14 protein-coding genes are annotated in these 15,580 nt (G+C 63.2%); 6 read left to right on the top strand and 8 right to left on the bottom strand.

Translation table 11 applies throughout. The features are described from left to right. Nucleotides 1-17 precede the first annotated feature (17 nt). Nucleotides 18-1,538 (top strand): amidophosphoribosyltransferase, encoded by a 1,521-nt coding sequence (gene purF / locus AC3WR3_RS02570; RefSeq protein WP_492291069.1) that lies wholly within the window; start codon nt 18-20, stop codon nt 1,536-1,538. Between the two features lie 106 nt (nt 1,539-1,644). Here purF and AC3WR3_RS02575 read toward each other — a convergent pair whose 3' ends face one another. Next, nucleotides 1,645-3,075 carry a 6-phospho-beta-glucosidase gene (locus AC3WR3_RS02575; protein WP_492291070.1) on the bottom strand — a complete coding sequence of 477 codons (1,431 nt, stop codon included), beginning with the start codon at nt 3,073-3,075 and terminating at the stop codon, nt 1,645-1,647. Nucleotides 3,076-3,106: 31 nt separating this feature from the next. After that, nucleotides 3,107-4,561, bottom strand: a complete 1,455-nt coding sequence (gene ascF / locus AC3WR3_RS02580; RefSeq protein ID WP_492291071.1) for a PTS cellobiose/arbutin/salicin transporter subunit IIBC — start codon at nt 4,559-4,561, stop codon at nt 3,107-3,109. 250 nt (nt 4,562-4,811) lie between these two features. Between ascF and AC3WR3_RS02585 the strand changes: the two genes are divergently transcribed. Together AC3WR3_RS02585 and miaE are read left to right on the top strand one after the other, a co-directional pair. Next, nucleotides 4,812-5,825, top strand: a complete 1,014-nt coding sequence (locus AC3WR3_RS02585) for a LacI family DNA-binding transcriptional regulator (RefSeq protein ID WP_492291072.1) — start codon at nt 4,812-4,814, stop codon at nt 5,823-5,825. A gap of 128 nt (nt 5,826-5,953) precedes the next feature. Next, nucleotides 5,954-6,712 (top strand): tRNA isopentenyl-2-thiomethyl-A-37 hydroxylase MiaE, encoded by a 759-nt coding sequence (gene miaE, locus AC3WR3_RS02590; protein ID WP_307764546.1) that lies wholly within the window; start codon nt 5,954-5,956, stop codon nt 6,710-6,712. Nucleotides 6,713-6,856: 144 nt separating this feature from the next. Here the strand turns inward: miaE and AC3WR3_RS02595 are convergent, their stop codons facing one another. The 6 genes from AC3WR3_RS02595 to pspF form a co-directional block, all read right to left on the bottom strand. Then, complete coding sequence (locus AC3WR3_RS02595) at nt 6,857-7,642, bottom strand: peptide ABC transporter ATP-binding protein (protein WP_307764545.1); 786 nt, start codon at nt 7,640-7,642, stop codon at nt 6,857-6,859. Between the two features lie 136 nt (nt 7,643-7,778). Next, a complete protein-coding gene (locus AC3WR3_RS02600) occupies nt 7,779-8,777 on the bottom strand; it encodes a peptide ABC transporter ATP-binding protein (protein ID WP_005325353.1) in 999 nt (332 codons plus the stop codon). Between the two features lie 82 nt (nt 8,778-8,859). After that, complete coding sequence (locus AC3WR3_RS02605; protein WP_139435476.1) at nt 8,860-9,753, bottom strand: ABC transporter permease subunit; 894 nt, start codon at nt 9,751-9,753, stop codon at nt 8,860-8,862. 221 nt (nt 9,754-9,974) lie between these two features. After that, nucleotides 9,975-10,934 (bottom strand): ABC transporter permease, encoded by a 960-nt coding sequence (locus tag AC3WR3_RS02610; RefSeq protein WP_139435478.1) that lies wholly within the window; start codon nt 10,932-10,934, stop codon nt 9,975-9,977. Nucleotides 10,935-11,010: 76 nt separating this feature from the next. Next, the gene (gene sapA / locus AC3WR3_RS02615) at nt 11,011-12,606 is read right to left on the bottom strand and encodes an ABC transporter substrate-binding protein SapA (RefSeq protein WP_492291163.1); all 1,596 of its coding nucleotides are present in this window, start codon (nt 12,604-12,606) and stop codon (nt 11,011-11,013) included. 259 nt (nt 12,607-12,865) lie between these two features. Continuing rightward, complete coding sequence (gene pspF, locus AC3WR3_RS02620; RefSeq protein ID WP_139435480.1) at nt 12,866-13,909, bottom strand: phage shock protein operon transcriptional activator; 1,044 nt, start codon at nt 13,907-13,909, stop codon at nt 12,866-12,868. Between the two features lie 195 nt (nt 13,910-14,104). On the opposite strand from pspF, the gene pspA reads away from it, so the two are divergent. The 3 genes from pspA (at nt 14,105) to pspC (ending at nt 15,518) form a co-directional block, all read left to right on the top strand. Beyond that, nucleotides 14,105-14,782 carry a phage shock protein PspA gene (pspA, locus tag AC3WR3_RS02625; protein ID WP_106886961.1) on the top strand — a complete coding sequence of 226 codons (678 nt, stop codon included), beginning with the start codon at nt 14,105-14,107 and terminating at the stop codon, nt 14,780-14,782. Nucleotides 14,783-14,785: 3 nt separating this feature from the next. Next, entirely contained in the window at nt 14,786-15,022 is a 237-nt protein-coding gene (gene pspB, locus AC3WR3_RS02630) for an envelope stress response membrane protein PspB (protein WP_042650412.1), read from the top strand. A 94-nt stretch (nt 15,023-15,116) separates the two neighbouring features. Then, nucleotides 15,117-15,518, top strand: a complete 402-nt coding sequence (gene pspC, locus AC3WR3_RS02635; RefSeq protein WP_202045366.1) for an envelope stress response membrane protein PspC — start codon at nt 15,117-15,119, stop codon at nt 15,516-15,518. The last annotated feature ends 62 nt before the right edge of the window (nt 15,519-15,580 follow it).

Raw genomic sequence — 15,580 nt, forward strand, 5'->3', positions numbered from 1 at the left:
TTCGAGGTAGCAAAGACATGTGCGGTATTGTCGGTATAGTTGGCACCACCCCCGTCAATCAGGCCCTCTACGACGCCTTGACGGTGTTGCAGCACAGGGGACAGGATGCCGCCGGGATCGTGACCATTGACAGTGGAAACTTCCGGCAACGCAAGGCCAACGGCCTGGTGAAGGATGTGTTTGAAGTGCGCCACATGCAGCGACTGAAGGGGCATATCGGCATAGGACATGTCAGATATCCCACCGCAGGCAGCTCCAGTGCCGCTGAAGCCCAACCTTTTTACGTGAACTCTCCCTACGGCATGGTGCTGGCCCATAACGGCAACCTCACCAACGCCAAGGATCTCAAGGAGCAGCAGTTCAAGGTGGCCCGCCGCCACATCAACACCACCTCGGATTCCGAAGTGCTGCTGAACGTGCTGGCCCACGAGCTGGATCTGTGCGACAAGATGGCGCTGCGGCCGGAGGACATCTTCTCTGCGGTGCGTAAGGTGCACCAGCAGATCCGCGGCGCCTATGCCGTGGTCTCCCTGGTGATCGGTCACGGCCTCATCGGCTTTCGCGATCCCAACGGCATTCGTCCGCTGATCCTGGGCCGCCGCGCCGACGATCAGGGCCAGGTGGAGTACATGCTCGCCTCCGAGAGCGTGGCGCTGGACGCCATCGGTTTCGAGACGGTGCGTGACGTCGCCCCGGGCGAGGCCATCTACATCACAGAGCAGGGCCAGCTCTTCTCCGAGCAGTGTGCGGAGAACCCCCAGATGAGCTCCTGCATCTTCGAGTACGTCTACTTCGCCCGTCCCGACTCCTGCATCGACAAGGTCTCCGTCTACGCCGCCCGTCTCAACATGGGTCGCAAGCTGGGCAAGAAGATTGCACGGGAGTGGGAAGATCTCGACGTGGACGTGGTCATCCCCATCCCCGAGACCTCCTGCGATGTGGCGCTGGAAATCGCCCATACCCTGGGCCTGCCTTACCGCCAGGGCTTCGTGAAGAACCGCTACATAGGCCGTACCTTCATCATGCCGGGCCAAACCCAGCGCAAGAAGTCGGTGCGTCGCAAGCTCAACGCCATCAGCTCCGAATTCAAGGGCAAGAAGGTGTTGCTGGTGGATGACTCCATCGTCCGTGGCACCACCTCGGAGCAGATCATCCAGATGGCCCGTGAAGCGGGGGCGGCCAAGGTCTATTTCGCCTCGGCGGCACCGGAGATCCGCTTCCCCAACGTCTACGGCATCGACATGCCCACCGCCAACGAGCTGATTGCCCATGGCCGCGAAGTGGAAGAGGTGTGCAAGCTGATCGGCGCCGATGGCCTGATCTTCCAGGATCTGGAAGATCTGGAAGAGGCGGTACGGGAGATCAACCCCGAGCTGCGCCACTTCGAGACCTCGGTGTTCAATGGCCACTACGTGACCTCGGACGTGGATCAGGGCTATCTGGACCACCTGAACGCCCTGCGCAGCGATGACAACAAGGCGGTGCGCGAGTGGCAGGAAGGGACCAGCAACCTGGAGATCTTCAACGAAGGCAGTTAAACGTTTTCCGATTGCCGTCGACATGAAACAGAGATGGGGGCCCAGGCCCCCATCTCTGTTTTTGTCTCTGTCGCAAGCCGCCCCTTCCTCAGCGGGGCGGCCCTCGTCACGCCAGATCTTCCCCGTTGCTGGCAATAACCTGTCGGTACCACCAGAACGACTTCTTGCGCCTGCGCGCCAGGGTGCCCCGGCCGGCATCGTCCCTGTCCACGTGGACGAAGCCGTAGCGCTTGCTCATCTCGCCGGTGGAGGCGGAGACCAGATCGATGCAGCCCCAGCTGGTGTAGCCCAAGAGCGGCACCCCGTCGGCGATGGCATCCCCCATGGCGCTGATGTGCGCGCGCAGGTAGTCGATGCGATAGTCGTCCTCTATCTCGCCATCGGCGTTGATCTCGTCGATGGCCCCCAGGCCGTTCTCCACCAGGAACAGCGGCTTCTGGTAGCGGTCGTACAGGCTGTTCATGGTGATGCGAAGGCCGAGCGGGTCTATGCCCCAACCCCACTGGCTCACCTCGATGTGCGGGTTGCGCAGGGACTTGACCACGTTGGCGGCGCTGGTGTTGCCCGCGTTCATGTCGGCGGAGGCGCAGCGGGAGGCGTAGTAGCTGAAGGAGACGAAGTCGACGCTGTGTTTGAGGATCTCATCATCCTCCGGCGCCTTGACGAGCTGGATCCCCTTCTCGCGAAACAGGCTGGCGGCATAAGCCGGGTAGGCGCCTCTCGCCTGCACATCGATGAACAGCAGGTTCTCCCGCTCCTTTTGCAGCGCGGCCCAGACATCTTCCGGCTTGCAGGAGTAGGGATAGAAGCTGCCCCCCGCCAGCATGCAGCCCACCTGGTTGGCCGGGTTCACCTCGTGGGCGATCCGGGTCGCCAGGGCGCTCGCCACCAGCTCGTGGTGGGCGGCCTGGTATTTGACCTGCTCCCTCTCTTCCCCTTCCTCGAACACCAGCCCGGCGCCGGAGAAGGGGCTGTGCAGCAGTATGTTGATCTCGTTGAAGGTGAGCCAGTACTTCACCAGACCGTCGAATTGCTCGAAGCAGGTGCGCGCATAGCGGGTGAAGAAGGTCACCATCTGGCGGTTGCGCCAGGAGCCGTACTCCACCACCAGGTGCATGGGCACGTCGAAGTGGCACAGGGTCACCAGGGGCTCGATGCCATGTTTCTTGCACTCCTCGAACAGCGCCCGGTAGAAGGCGATGCCCTCGGGATTGGGTTCGGCCTCGTCCCCCCTGGGATAGAGCCGGCTCCAGGCGATGGAGGTGCGAAACACCGTGAAGCCCATCTCGGCCATCAGGGCGATGTCTTCCTTGTAGCGGTGATAGAAATCGATGGCCTCGTGGCTTGGGTAGAACTCGTCATCTCGCAGGGTGAAGCGCTGCTCCTGGCCGAGTTTGACCGCCATGCGGTTGGTGCCATGGGGGATCATGTCGACCGTGGTCAGCCCCTTGCCCCCCTCGCGATGGCCGCCTTCCGCCTGGTTGGCGGCCAGGGCGCCGCCCCACAGGAAGCCTTGGGGAAATCTGGTTATCGACATCGGTTACCTCTTGTTATGTCTGATAGGGGAGTCACACACCGGCGGTAGCCTGTGCCTGGCTGGCCGCGACGGGCTGGGGAGCGGCGCTCTCGCCGGGTACCTCCACCGGTATGTCTTCAAAGCCCATCAGCAGGGTCAGCACGAAGGAGAGCACCACCGAGAGCGCCATCACGGCGAACACCCAGGCGATGCTCATGGGGTTGGCCGGATCGAAGAACTGCACGCTGGTGAAGAGCCCGGGGGCCGCCATGGAGTGGCTGGCGAGCCCGGCCATGCCCGCCACGGCGCCGCAGATGAAACCGCTGATGAGGCTGGCGATGAGGGGGCGCTTCAATCGCAGGGCGACGCCGTAGAGGGCGGGTTCCGAGATCCCCGCCATGATGGCGGAGGCGGCCGCCGCGAGCGCGGTCTGGCGCAGCTCGGGGTTTTTGGTGCGCCAGGCGACGGCCAGGGAGGAGCCGCCGAGGGAGAGGTTGGCGCCTATCTCTGAGGGCATCACCATGCCTTCCTTGCCGGTCTCGGCGATGGTCTGGATGATGGTCGGGGTGAAGACGCGGTGCATGCCGGTCATCACCAGCAGGGGCCAGAGCGCGCCCATGATGGCCACCGACAGCCAGCCGAGGTAGTCGTGAACCGTGTAGACCAGGCCCGAGATGGCGGTGCCAATCCAGATGCCGACGGGGCCGATGAGCAGGATGGCGAGCGGCGCCGCGATCAGCACTATCAGCATGGGCTTCAAGAAGTTCTTGGTCACCGCCGGGGTGATGCGATCGACCCAGCGCTCTATGTAGGAGAGGCACCAGGTCATCACCAGGGCCGGGATCACTGTGTAGGTGTATTTCACCGCCGTGACCGGGATCAGGGCGAAGGTCACCTGCTCCCCCTGGGCGGCCCTGGCCATCAGCTCGATGAAGCTGGGGTGCACCAGCACCCCGGCGATGGCGATGGCGAGCGACATATTGGTCTTGAACTTGACGGCGGCGGAGGCGGCCACCATCAGGGGCAGGAAGAAGAAGGCGCCGTCACCTGCCACAGTGAGTATGGTGAGGGTCGAGGAGCCTTTCTCCAGCGCCCCTGTCATCTCCAGCACCATGGCCAGCAGCTTGAGCATGGAGCCGCCGATGATGGCCGGAATGAGCGGCGACATGGTGCCGATCAGGGCGTCCAGAATGGCGGCGCCCATGCGGCGCAGGCTGAAACCAGGCTTGGCCGCCGGCAGGTCTCCCTGTGCGCCTTCCGGCATTTGGGCAAGCACCTCGCGATAGGCGTGGGAGACCAGGTTGCCGATGATCACCTGGCACTGGTTATCACTGCTGACCACCCCAAGTACCCCGGCAGTGGCCTTGAGCGTTGGACTGTCCACCAGGGTGGGGTCTTGCAGCACGAAGCGCAGGCGCGTCATGCAGTGGGTCACGGCGACGATGTTGCCGGTTCCGCCGAGGGCCGTGATGACCTTGCCGGCCAGGGCCGCGTAGTTCTTTGACATCTAGTCGTATCCTTTTTACCAAATGAGGCCTGTCGAACCCCGTCATTGACGACGGGAAGAACGGGCATGAAACTGAATTGTGGAACCGGTTCCACACAGCATGCGCAGTTTCATGCTCACAGACAAGACGGTCGCACCGCCATTGTGCAGAACCGTGAATGGGATCACTGAAAGGGGGGAGTTGCGCCCATTCTCGTTAGCACAAGCGGGTCCCGTGCAGTACACTGCGGCCCGTCGAGAAGAGGGGAAGATGATGACGACTATGCTGGAGGTGGCGAAGCGGGCAGGGGTGTCGAAGGCGACTGTCTCCCGGGTGCTGTCGGGCAATGGCTATACCAGTCAGGAGACCCGGGATCGGGTGTTCCAGGCCATAGAGGAGAGCGGCTATCGCCCCAACCTGCTGGCGAGGCAGCTGGCCACCAAAAACACCCAGACTCTGGGGCTGGTGGTGACCAATACCCTCTATCACGGCGTCTATTTCAGCGAGCTGCTCTCCCACGCGGCGCGGTTGACCGAAGATAGGGGCCGGCAGCTGATCCTGGCCGACGGCAAGCACAGCGCCGAGGAGGAGCGACAGGCCATCCAGTACCTGCTCGACTCCCGCTGTGACGGCGTCATCATCTACCCGCGTTTTCTCGGCGTCGAGGAGATGGACGAGATCATCGAGCAGCACTCCCAGCCCATCATGGTGCTCAACCGCAAGTTACGTCGCCACCCGGCGCACTGCGTCTACTCCGATCAGCAGGCGGCCGCCGCGGCCGTGGTGGATAAATTGGTGGAGATGGGGCACAGGGACATCGCCTTCATCACAGGCTCGGCGGATTCCCCCACCGGTATAGAGCGCCTCGCCGGTTACAAGCAGGCTTTAGTCCGGCACGAGATCCCGCTGCGCGACGAATTGATCGCCCCCGGCAAGTGGACCCCCGCCTGCGGCGCGGCCGGGGTCTCGATCCTGCTGGCGCGCGGGGTGAGCTTCAGTGCCCTGATCGCCAGCAACGATGACATGGCGATCGGCGCCATCAAGCAGTTGCACGAGAGCGGCCTGTCGGTGCCGGAGCAGGTCTCTGTGGTGGGCTTCGACGACATCGCCCTGGCTCCCTACGTCATTCCTTCGCTGGCCAGCGTCAAAATGCCGGTGACCGAGATGATCCAGGAGACCATCAGCCGGCTGATCACCATGGTGGAGGAGGGTGAGCCCGAGGCGCTGCCCTCTTTCAGTGGCAAGCTGGTCCGGCGCGATTCCCTCAAGCGCCTGCTGGAGTGAGGCCGCCTCTGCGCTGGGCAGGCGGGGCGGGATCCGTTAGCATGGGCCCCCTTCGCGGGCTTCGCCCGCCGTATCAAGCCGCATCAATATATGCCAATCAAGACTAACCAGAGAGTACAAGAGTTCAGATGGATGACCTGCTAGCCCCCGTTCGTCAGTTCCTGCATTGCGAGACCCCGGATGAGTGGGTGGAGATGGCGCGGGATCCCGCCCAGTTGCCGACCCTGCTCATCGATCACGCCAACTGCGAGAACAAGGCCGCCCTGACGGCCCACAGCCTGGTGCGCCGCTACTGCCTGCCCAAGGAGAAGCGCCACCTGCTGCCCAAGCTTGAGTTTTACCGTGAGCTGGATGCCATCCCCGAGAAGGCCGAGATCCTCGGCAAACGCACCATGGGGGAATCAGACAGAAGCGTGTTCGCCGAGCTCGAACGCAATCCCCTGCTGTTTCCCATGGTGCGGCTCATCCAGGAGGAGCTGCACCACTTCGAGCAGGTGCTGGAGATGATGCAGGCCCGCGGCATCCCCTACGGGCCCGTCACTGCCTCCCGCTATGCCCGCAGCCTGCTGGCCCACGTGCGCACCTACGAGCCGGCGGCCGTGGTGGACAAGATGATCATCGGCGCCTACATAGAGGCGCGCTCCTGCGAGCGCTTTGCGAAGATTGCCCCCCATCTGGACGAGGAGCTGGGCCGCTTCTATGTCTCTCTGCTGCGATCGGAGGCGCGCCACTACCAGGACTATCTGGCACTGGCCGAGCAATATGCCGGGGAGGATATCAGCGAGCGGGTCGCCTATTTTGGCCGGATTGAAGCCGAGCTTATCTGCTCGCCGGACCCGCAGTTCAGGTTCCATAGCGGCCTGCCTGTCAGATCTGACAGTTGTTGAGCCCAGAGGGGCTGCCTACTATCTCGGTGTTCCTACTACGAGCGACGCAATCACTTTTTTGAGCGCAATCCCCCGGCGACTGATGTGACATCAGGCCGGGTTTTTTTATGCCCGGCCCATGGGCCGGAGGGGAACGGCTGGGGATCAGCGGCGGTATTCGTTGTTGTAGTTCTGGATCAGGCGGCGGGTCACGTCGTGCTGGGGATCGGCGAAGACCCGCAAGGTCTTGCCGCGCTCCACCACCCGGCCCTCGTGCATCACCAGCACCTCGTCGCTGATGTGGCTGACGATGCCCAGATCGTTGGCCACCAGCACATAGCTCAGCCCCATGGTCTCCTGCATCTCCAGCAGCAGGTTGATGATCTGGGAGCGCACCGAGATATCCAGGGTCGACAAGGCTTCATCGGCCACCACTATCTTGGGGTTGAGGATCAGCGCCCGCGCCAGCCCCACCCGCTGCTGCTGACCGGCGGAGAGCATCTGTGGGTAGAAGAGGGCGTGATCCGCCAGCATGCCCACCATGCGCAGGGTCTGGATCACCTTCTCCCGGCGCTCCTCCTCGGTCATCTCGGTGTTGAGCCGCAGCGGCGTCTCCAGGATCTGGCCGACCCGGATCTTGCGGTTGAGCGAGGTATTGGGGTCCTGGAAGATCATCCGCAGCAGCTTGCAGCGGGTCTGATAGTCACCGTGGACCAGGGGCTGCCCCTCGATGGCGATCTCGCCGCCGCTCGGCTCTATCATGCCGGCCAGGATCCGCGCCAGGGTGCTCTTGCCTGAGCCCGCCTCGCCGACGATGGCCAGGGTCTGGCCCACTCCGAGATCAAACGACAGGGGCTTGATGGCCTCCACCGCCTGGCGCCGGAACAGGCCGGTGCGGTTCTGATAGGTCTTGCACAGGCCCCTGACCTGCAACAGGGCGGGTTCGATCACAGGCTGGGCTCCTTTATGGCGGTATTCACGGTCAGGCTCATTTCTTCGATTTTTCCATGTTCAGCGGGAAGTGGCAGCTGGGAAATGGATGTCCCTTGGCCTTGCTGATTGGACATGGAGTGGTGATGACTCGGGCTCATTTCTTCGGCTCTTCCATGTTCAAGGGGAAGTGGCAGCTAAATTGATGTCCCTTGACCTTGCTCATCAGCGGGGTCTGCACGCACTGCTTCTGGGCGTAGGGGCAGCGGGGGCCGAGGCGGCAGCCGATGGGCAGGTGCTGCAGGGGAGGGATCACCCCTGGCAGGGTCTCGAGCCGGGACTTGTGGCGCACCAGCTTGTCAAAGTCGGGAATGGACTTGAGCAGGGCGTCCGTATAGGGGTGACGGGGGGATTCGAGGATCTGATCCCGGGTGCCCACTTCCACCATCTGGCCGCAGTACATGATGTTGATGGTGTCGGTCAGGTTCGCGATGGCGGCGATGTCGTTGCTGATGATGAGGATGGTGGTGTTGCCCAGCTTGTTCATCTTGTCCAGCAGCCGCAGGATCTGGGAGTGGGTAGTGGACTCCATGGCGCTGGTGGGCTCGTCCGCCACCAGCAACCGCGGCTGGTTGGCGATGGCCATGGCGATCATCACCTTCTGGCACATGCCATCCGACAGCTCGTGGGGATAGGCCCGCATCACCTTGCGGTGATCCTTGACCCCGACCCGGTGCAAGAGGGCGATGGCCCGCTTCTTGCGCCACTGGAAGCGCTGCCAGAACTTGCCGGCGAAGGCGCTGGTGGGGATGGCCTCCTCGAGCTGGGTGCCTATCTCCTCGGAGGGGTCGAGACAGCTGATGGGATCCTGGAAGATCATGGCGATCTCCCGGCCCATGATGCGGCGTCGCTCCTTGGGAGCCATGGTCAGCAAGTCCATGTCGTTGAAGCGCATCCGGTCGGCGCGCACCGTCCAGTTGTCCTTCTGGATACCGACGATGACCTTGGCCACCAGGCTCTTGCCCGAGCCCGATTCTCCTACCAGGCCACGGATCTCCCCCTCGTTCAGGGTCAGGCTGACCCTGTCCACCGCCTTGACCTTGCCCTGGGGGGTGTCGATCTCTATGGTCAGGTTGCGTATGTCGAGCAGAGGCATCAGTGGCGCTCCTCATGAGGATATGGCTGGGCGTGCTGCATCTGGGCCATGCCGTCCTTGATGGTATAGAGCCGCAGTATCATCAATCGTTCCCCTCTTTAAGCGCTTCGCGAATGCCTTCACCCACCAGGTTGGTCACCAGCACGCTGAACAGAATGGCCATGCCCGGCAGGGTCACCGTCCAGGGGGCCAGATAGATGAGATCGCTCGAATCCGCCAGCATGGCGCCCCACTCCGGCTGGGGTGACTGGGCCCCGAGGCCGAGGAAGCCCACCGCCGAGATATCCAGGATGGCGGCAGAGAGGGTGCGGGTGGTCTGGGTCACCAGGGTTTCCACTATGTTCGGCAGTATGGCCAGACGCATGATCCGCAAGGGGGGCGAGCCGTCGAGGCGGCTCGCGATGATGTACTCCTTCTGCATCTCGGCGTGGACGGCGTTGTAGGTCGCCCGGATGAAAGGCGGTATCAACGCCAGTGTGATGGCGATCAGGGTGTTGAACAGCCCAGGCCCCAGGATGGCGACCACTATGATGGCCAGCAGCAGGGAGGGGATGGAGAGCAGGGTATCGAGCAGGTGATGGAGCACGCTCGACTTCACCCCCTTGCTCATGCCGCCGAGGATGCCGATGGCGGAGCCGACGAGGAGCGCAATCACCACCACCAGCAAGGCGTTGCCGAAGGTGAGGCGGGCCCCCACCACGAGGCGGGAGAGGATGTCGCGGCCCAGATCGTCGGTGCCGAGGAAGTAGTCGATGTTCCCCGTGCTGGCCCAGGAGGGGGCCAGCAGCAGGCGGCCGCTGTGCTGATCATCGATGCCGTAGGGCACCACCAGGGGGCCCACCAGGGTGATGAGCAGCAGCAGGCCGAAGCACCAGAGCCCCCCCATGGCCAGCGGATTGCGGCGATAGGAGGCCCAGGTCTGCTCCAGGGGGGAGAGGATCCTGAGCTCCGGATAGATGTTCGATTTATCGTGCATGATGCAGGCTCCAGCCCTGGCCATGAGCGGGGTCAGTCTTGTGTTGCATAGGGTGTCTTGCGCCTTGGCGTGCAAGGGGGGCGCATATGCGGCAGTGTCTTGTCAAAGAGCCCCAATCAGTCTTGTCTTGCATGGCGTTCTTTGCGCCGTGCCGGATACAGCATGAAGGGGGTGAGCAGCGCGAGGCCGACATGCTGGCGTCTGCGCCGCTGTGGGCATACTCAGTCTTGTTTTGCATAGAGTTCTTTGCGCCGTGCCGGATACATGATGGTGGTCAGCAACTCGGTGCTGACGCTGATGAAGATGACGAAGCTGGCCACCACCAGGAAGGCGCCGCGGATGGCGGCATAGTCCTGCAGCGCTATGCTGCTCACCAGCCAGCGGCCGATCCCGGGCCAGTCGAACACCACCTCGGTGATCATGGCGGAGGTGAGCACGCTGCCGAGTTGCAGGCCGAGCAGGGGCAGCACGGGGGGCAGGGCGTTCTTGAGGCCGTGGCGCCAGACGATCTGGCGGCGGGAGAGGCCACGGCTGGCGGCGGCCTTGATGTAGTTCTGCTTCATCACGTCGATGAGGGAGCTGCGCACGTGGCGGATCACCTCGGTGGTGGGCACCACGGCCAGCACCAGGGAGGGCAGCACCAGGTGGCGCAGGGCGTCACGCAGTGCCGCCTCGCGCCAGGGCTCCTGGCTCATCAGCACGTCGACGATGGCGATCCCCGTGATGGAGGGGACGTCGTAGAGCAGGCTGATCTGGCCGGAGGAGGGGAGCCAGCCGAGATCCAGGGAGAAGAACATCACCATCAGCAGCGCCAGCCAGAAGACGGGCACGGCGTAGCCGATGAGGCCGGCGGCCATGATGGAGAGATCCAGGCTGCGCCCCTGATAGAGGGCCGCCAGGGTCCCGAGCGGGATCCCCACCAGCAGCGAGATGGCAAAGGCCGCGAGACAGAGGGTCAGGGTCGCCGGGAAGTAGTGACGGATCTCGTCCAGCACCGGCAGGCCGGAGACGCTGGAGAGGCCGAAATCGCCGATGGCGATGCGCTGCAGGAAGTCCGGGTAGCCGTGCCAGAAGTCCAGCACCTGGCCGATGAGGCGAAACTCCAGCAGGTAGGCCCCCATGGTCAGCACCAGCAGGGTGATCACCAGCAGGGTGATGCGGCGCAGAATATAAAAAAACATGCTTATGCCTCCGCGCCGGGCTGCGTCGATGGGAAGGGAGGCCAGATGCCACCTGTGGAATGGATGTCAGCCATGTTCACTCCCGATGGGCCTGGTTGAAGGTGGTGCCGCCAAAGGGCATGAGGGTCAGTCCCTGAATGTCGCTGCGGCTCACCTGGGTGCGCAGGGCATGGGCCAGCGGGATGAGCGGCAACTGTTCGCTCAGCAGGGACTGGGCATAGTAATAGTTGCGCAGACGGAACGCGAGTTGCGGTGTGGTCACCGCATCGTCCAGCAGCTGATCGAAGGCGGGGCTGCACCAGCGGCTGTAGTTGTTGCCCCGCTCGACGGCGGCGCAGCTCAGCAGCTGGCGGAAGAAGTTGTCCGGGTCCGCGTTGTCGGCGATCCACCCCGACAGCAGGCTGTCATATTGCCCCTTGGCGAGCCGGGTCTCGATGACCGGCCAGGCCTGCTGCACTATCTTGAGCTTCACCCCTATCTTGGCGAGATCGCTGCGCATCAGCTGGGCCGTCTTGAGGCCGTCCGGGTTGTAGGGGCGGGCACCGGGCTGCACCAGCACCTGCATCTCGAACCCGTTCGGGTAGCCGGCATCCCTGAGCAATTGACGGGCGAGCTTCAGATCGGGCTTGCGCTGGGTCAGGGAGGGGTTGTAGCCCCAGGAGAGCGGCGGCAGCAGGCTGGCGGCGGGCTGACCGGTCTCGAAATAGACCGCCTGCAGCAGGTTCTGCACGTTGATGGCACTGGCCAGCGCCTGGCGCACCTGCACCTTGTTGAAGGGGGCCTTGCGGGTATTGAGGGCGAGGAAGGCGACGTTCATCCCCGACTGCACCGACAGAGTGAGGTGGGAGTCCTTGCCTATCACCGACAGCTGGCTGGCGGAGGGGGTGCTCATCACGTCGCACTCGCCGGTCAGCAGCTTGGCGAGCCGCTTGGACGACTTGGGGGTGATGTCGTAGATGAGCTGCTCAATCTTCGCCTCGCCGCCCCAGTAGCCGGGGTGGCGCAGGTAGCGCACGAACTCGTTGTGACGGTACTCCTTGAAGCTGAAGGGCCCTGTGCCTATGGGCCGGCTGTCCAGCAGCTCCGGGGTGCCTGCGTTGTCCATCTGCTCGCCATATTCGGCCGAGAGCACGATGGCGTAGTCGCTGGCCAGGGTCGCGAGGAAGGAGGCATCCGGCCGGTTCAGCTCGAACACCACCTCATGGGGGCCCTTCTTGTAGACCCGCTTGATGAGGCTGCCGAGCCCCAGGCTGTGGAAATAGGGGTACTCGCCACCCGAGATGCGGTGGAAGGGGTGCTGCTCGTCCAGCAGGCGATGATAGGTGAAGAGCACGTCGTCGGCGTTGAAGTGGCGCGTCGGGTTGAACCAGGGGGTGCGATGGAAGGTCACGCCCTTGCGCAGCGTCAATGTATAGGAGAGGCCATCCTCGCTGCTGCGCCAGTGGGTGGCGAGGCCCCCCTCGATGCTGAGGGTATTGGCATTGACCTCGAGCAGGCGATCGTAGAGCGGGCGGGCGCTGGCATCCAGGGTCGCCTCTGAATTGGCAAGCTGCGGGTTGAAGGACCTGGGCGCCCCGTCGGCACAATAGATGAGTCCGGTCCTGGAGGCATCGTCTTGTTTCTGACAGCCGGTGACCAGTACCAGGAGACCGAGCAGCAGTGGTGTGAGCATTCTCATGTTGGAACCATGTTTTCAGACAGAGTTGCCCGCCAGAGGGCGGGCGCGTTGCGGGATCCTGCCGGGCAGGGCATCCCATCGGGGGGCGCGAACCTCCCCCTCGTCAATTCCCTCGAGCAGCGGGTATTTACCTGGCATGTCTCGACGGAGGTGATGGCAGAGGGTCAGTCGTTGTCCGCATTGCCATTGTTGTCATCCCCCTCGAGCAGCTGGTATTTGCACAGCATGCTCCGGAACGGGTGGTGGCAAAGGGTCAGTCGTTGTCCGCATTGCCATTGTTGTCATCCCCCTCGAGCAGCTGGTATTTGCGCAGCATGCCCCTGAACTGGTGATAGCTCAGGGTCAGCAATTGGGCGGCTTTGCGCTGATTATACTGGGATTGCTGCATCGCTTGCTTGAGTAAATTAATCTCGTATTCCGCCACCGCCCCCTTGAGATCCAGCGGCAGGCTCATGGCCTGGGGGCCGCTTGCCGAGGCCGCCTCGGTGGCCACCGGGGACGGGCTGCCGGTACGGGGGCGCCAGGGGGAGTCGAAGGGGTTGATCACCAGCTCAGAGAGCGGCAACTGCGGATTGCCCTGACGGTAGAGGCTGCGCTCCACCACGTTCTTGAGCTCCCGCACGTTGCCGGGCCAGGGGTAGTCTTGCAGCAACTGGGTCGCCTTGCGGGAGAAGCCGGCAAACAGCGGATACCCCAGCTCCCGGGTCATGCCGTGGGCGAAGTGCTCCGCCAGCATCAGTATGTCCTCCCGTCGCTCCCGCAGCGGAGGCAGGGTGATGACGTCGAAGGCCAGCCGGTCCAGCAGATCGTGACGAAACTGTCCCCGGGCCGCCAGCTGCGGCAGATCCTCGTTGGTGGCGCACACCAGGCGCACATCCACCTTGAGCGCCTTGGCGCCGCCCACCCGCTCGAATTCACCGTACTCGATGACCCGCAGCAGCTTCTCCTGCACCCGGGCGCTGGTGGTGGCCAGCTCGTCGAGGAACAGGGTGCCGCCATCGGCCCGCTCGAAGCGACCCTGATGACGCTTGGCGGCGCCGGTGAAGGAGCCCGCCTCGTGGCCGAACAGCTCGGTTTCCAGCAGGCTCTCGCTCAAGGTAGCGCAGTTGATGGTGACAAAGCTTTGATCCCAGCGATCCGAGAGATAATGTAGGCGGTGGGCGATGAGCTCCTTGCCGGTCCCCCGCTCGCCGATGATCAGCACAGGTTTGCGCAGGGGGGCGAGTCGCGAGGCCTGCTCGATGATTTCTAGAAACGCGTTGGACTCACCCAACAGACTTTCCGTGGCCGTGGTCATCCTGATCCCTGTTCGTTGAAAAATCTGGTTAATCTTACCAAAAGTTGGTTATTTTAATCATCTCTTGTTCCGGGCGTCTTGAAACTCATGGAGAGTACCCATATAAATCAACAAGTTAATTATTGTTCCAGATTGGCACACAAGTTGCCATTGTCAATGGAGAAACAACCCAATGCCCATCACAGGAGTAGAACCATGAGTATTTTTTCCCGCCTGGCCGACATCATCAATTCCAATCTGACGTCCCTGCTCGACAAGGCCGAGGATCCCCAGAAGATGGTGCGCCTGATCATCCAGGAGATGGAAGATGAACTGGTGAAGGAGCGCTCCAACCTGGCCCGCTTCCTTGCCAACCAGAAAGAGATCGGCCGTCAGGTCAGCCGCCATCAGGAGCGGGTGAACGAATGGCAGGCCAAGGCCGAGCTGGCCCTGACCAAGGGGCGTGAGGATCTGGCCCGGGCCGCCCTCATCGAGAAGAACAAGCAGAGCGAGCTGGCCGAGGCGCTCTATCGCGAGCAGCAGGCGGTGGACAGCGGCATCGACAAGCTGGGCGACGAGATCCGCCAGCTGGAAGCCAAGCTCGAAGACGCCCGTGCCCGCCAGAAGGCGATGGCCATTCGCAGCGAAGCGGCCAGCAGCCGCCTGAACGTGCAAAGCCAGGTGGCCCGTGGCGACAGCCAGGCCGTGGTCAGCAAGTTCGAGCGCATGGAGCGCCGCATCGACGAGATGGAAGCCCGTGCCGATCTGGGACAGTCCGACAAGGCCCTCGCCCAGCAGTTTGCCGAGCTGGAAGCGGACGATCAGATCAGCCGCGAGCTCGAGGCCATGCGCCAGAAGCTCGGCCAGAGCGACACTGCCTCGAAAGGAGAGTGATGAATGGAAGACATTCTTGGGATATTGGCGACGCCACTCATCGTCTTCATGGTCATAGTGGCCCCCATCTGGCTGGTGCTGCACTATCGCGCCAAGGGCCGGATTGGTGCGGGGCTTGCCGACAATGAGCGGGAGCAGTTGCAAGGCCTGCTGGTCCGGGCCGAGAAGATGCAGGAGAGAGTCGGGGCCCTGGAGTCCATTCTGGATGCCGAGGTTCCGGGCTGGAGGAACAGGGTATGAATGCCATCCATTGCTGCCATCACATGCAGCCTGCGTCGGTCGGTACACCGGGTTTCATTCCGGATGCCGAGGCCCCGGGCTGGAGGAACAAGGTATGAGCGCCTCGAATAACTCTCGCAATCTCTACCGGGATCCCCAGAAGGGCAAGATAGCCGGCGTCTGCGCCGGCCTTGCCGACTACTTCGGGGTGGAGACCTGGATAGTGCGGCTGCTGGCCATCAGCGGCCTCATCTTCGCCGGTTTCATCACCTTCACCGCCTACATAGCCGCCTGGTTTCTGCTCGACAAGAAACCTGTCACCCTGTTTGGGGAGCAGGAGGCGGACTTTGCCGAGGTTCGGATGAAGGCGCGCAGCTGGCAGGCCGGCGTCACTCCCCATCAGGCGCTCGGTCGCATTGCCCAGGAGCTCGACGCGCTCGAGCCAAGGGTGCAGCGCCTCGAGAAGCTGGTGACCTCCAAGGAGTTCACCCTGCAGCGCGAGTTCAGCAAGCTGTAAGTACCGCAAGGGCGCGAGGCTGTGGCCCGGCCCTTATCACCATGGTTCGGCTGTGACAGGAG

The sequence above is a fragment of the Aeromonas sp. EU05-FHT14A05 genome (genome assembly GCF_058791175.1).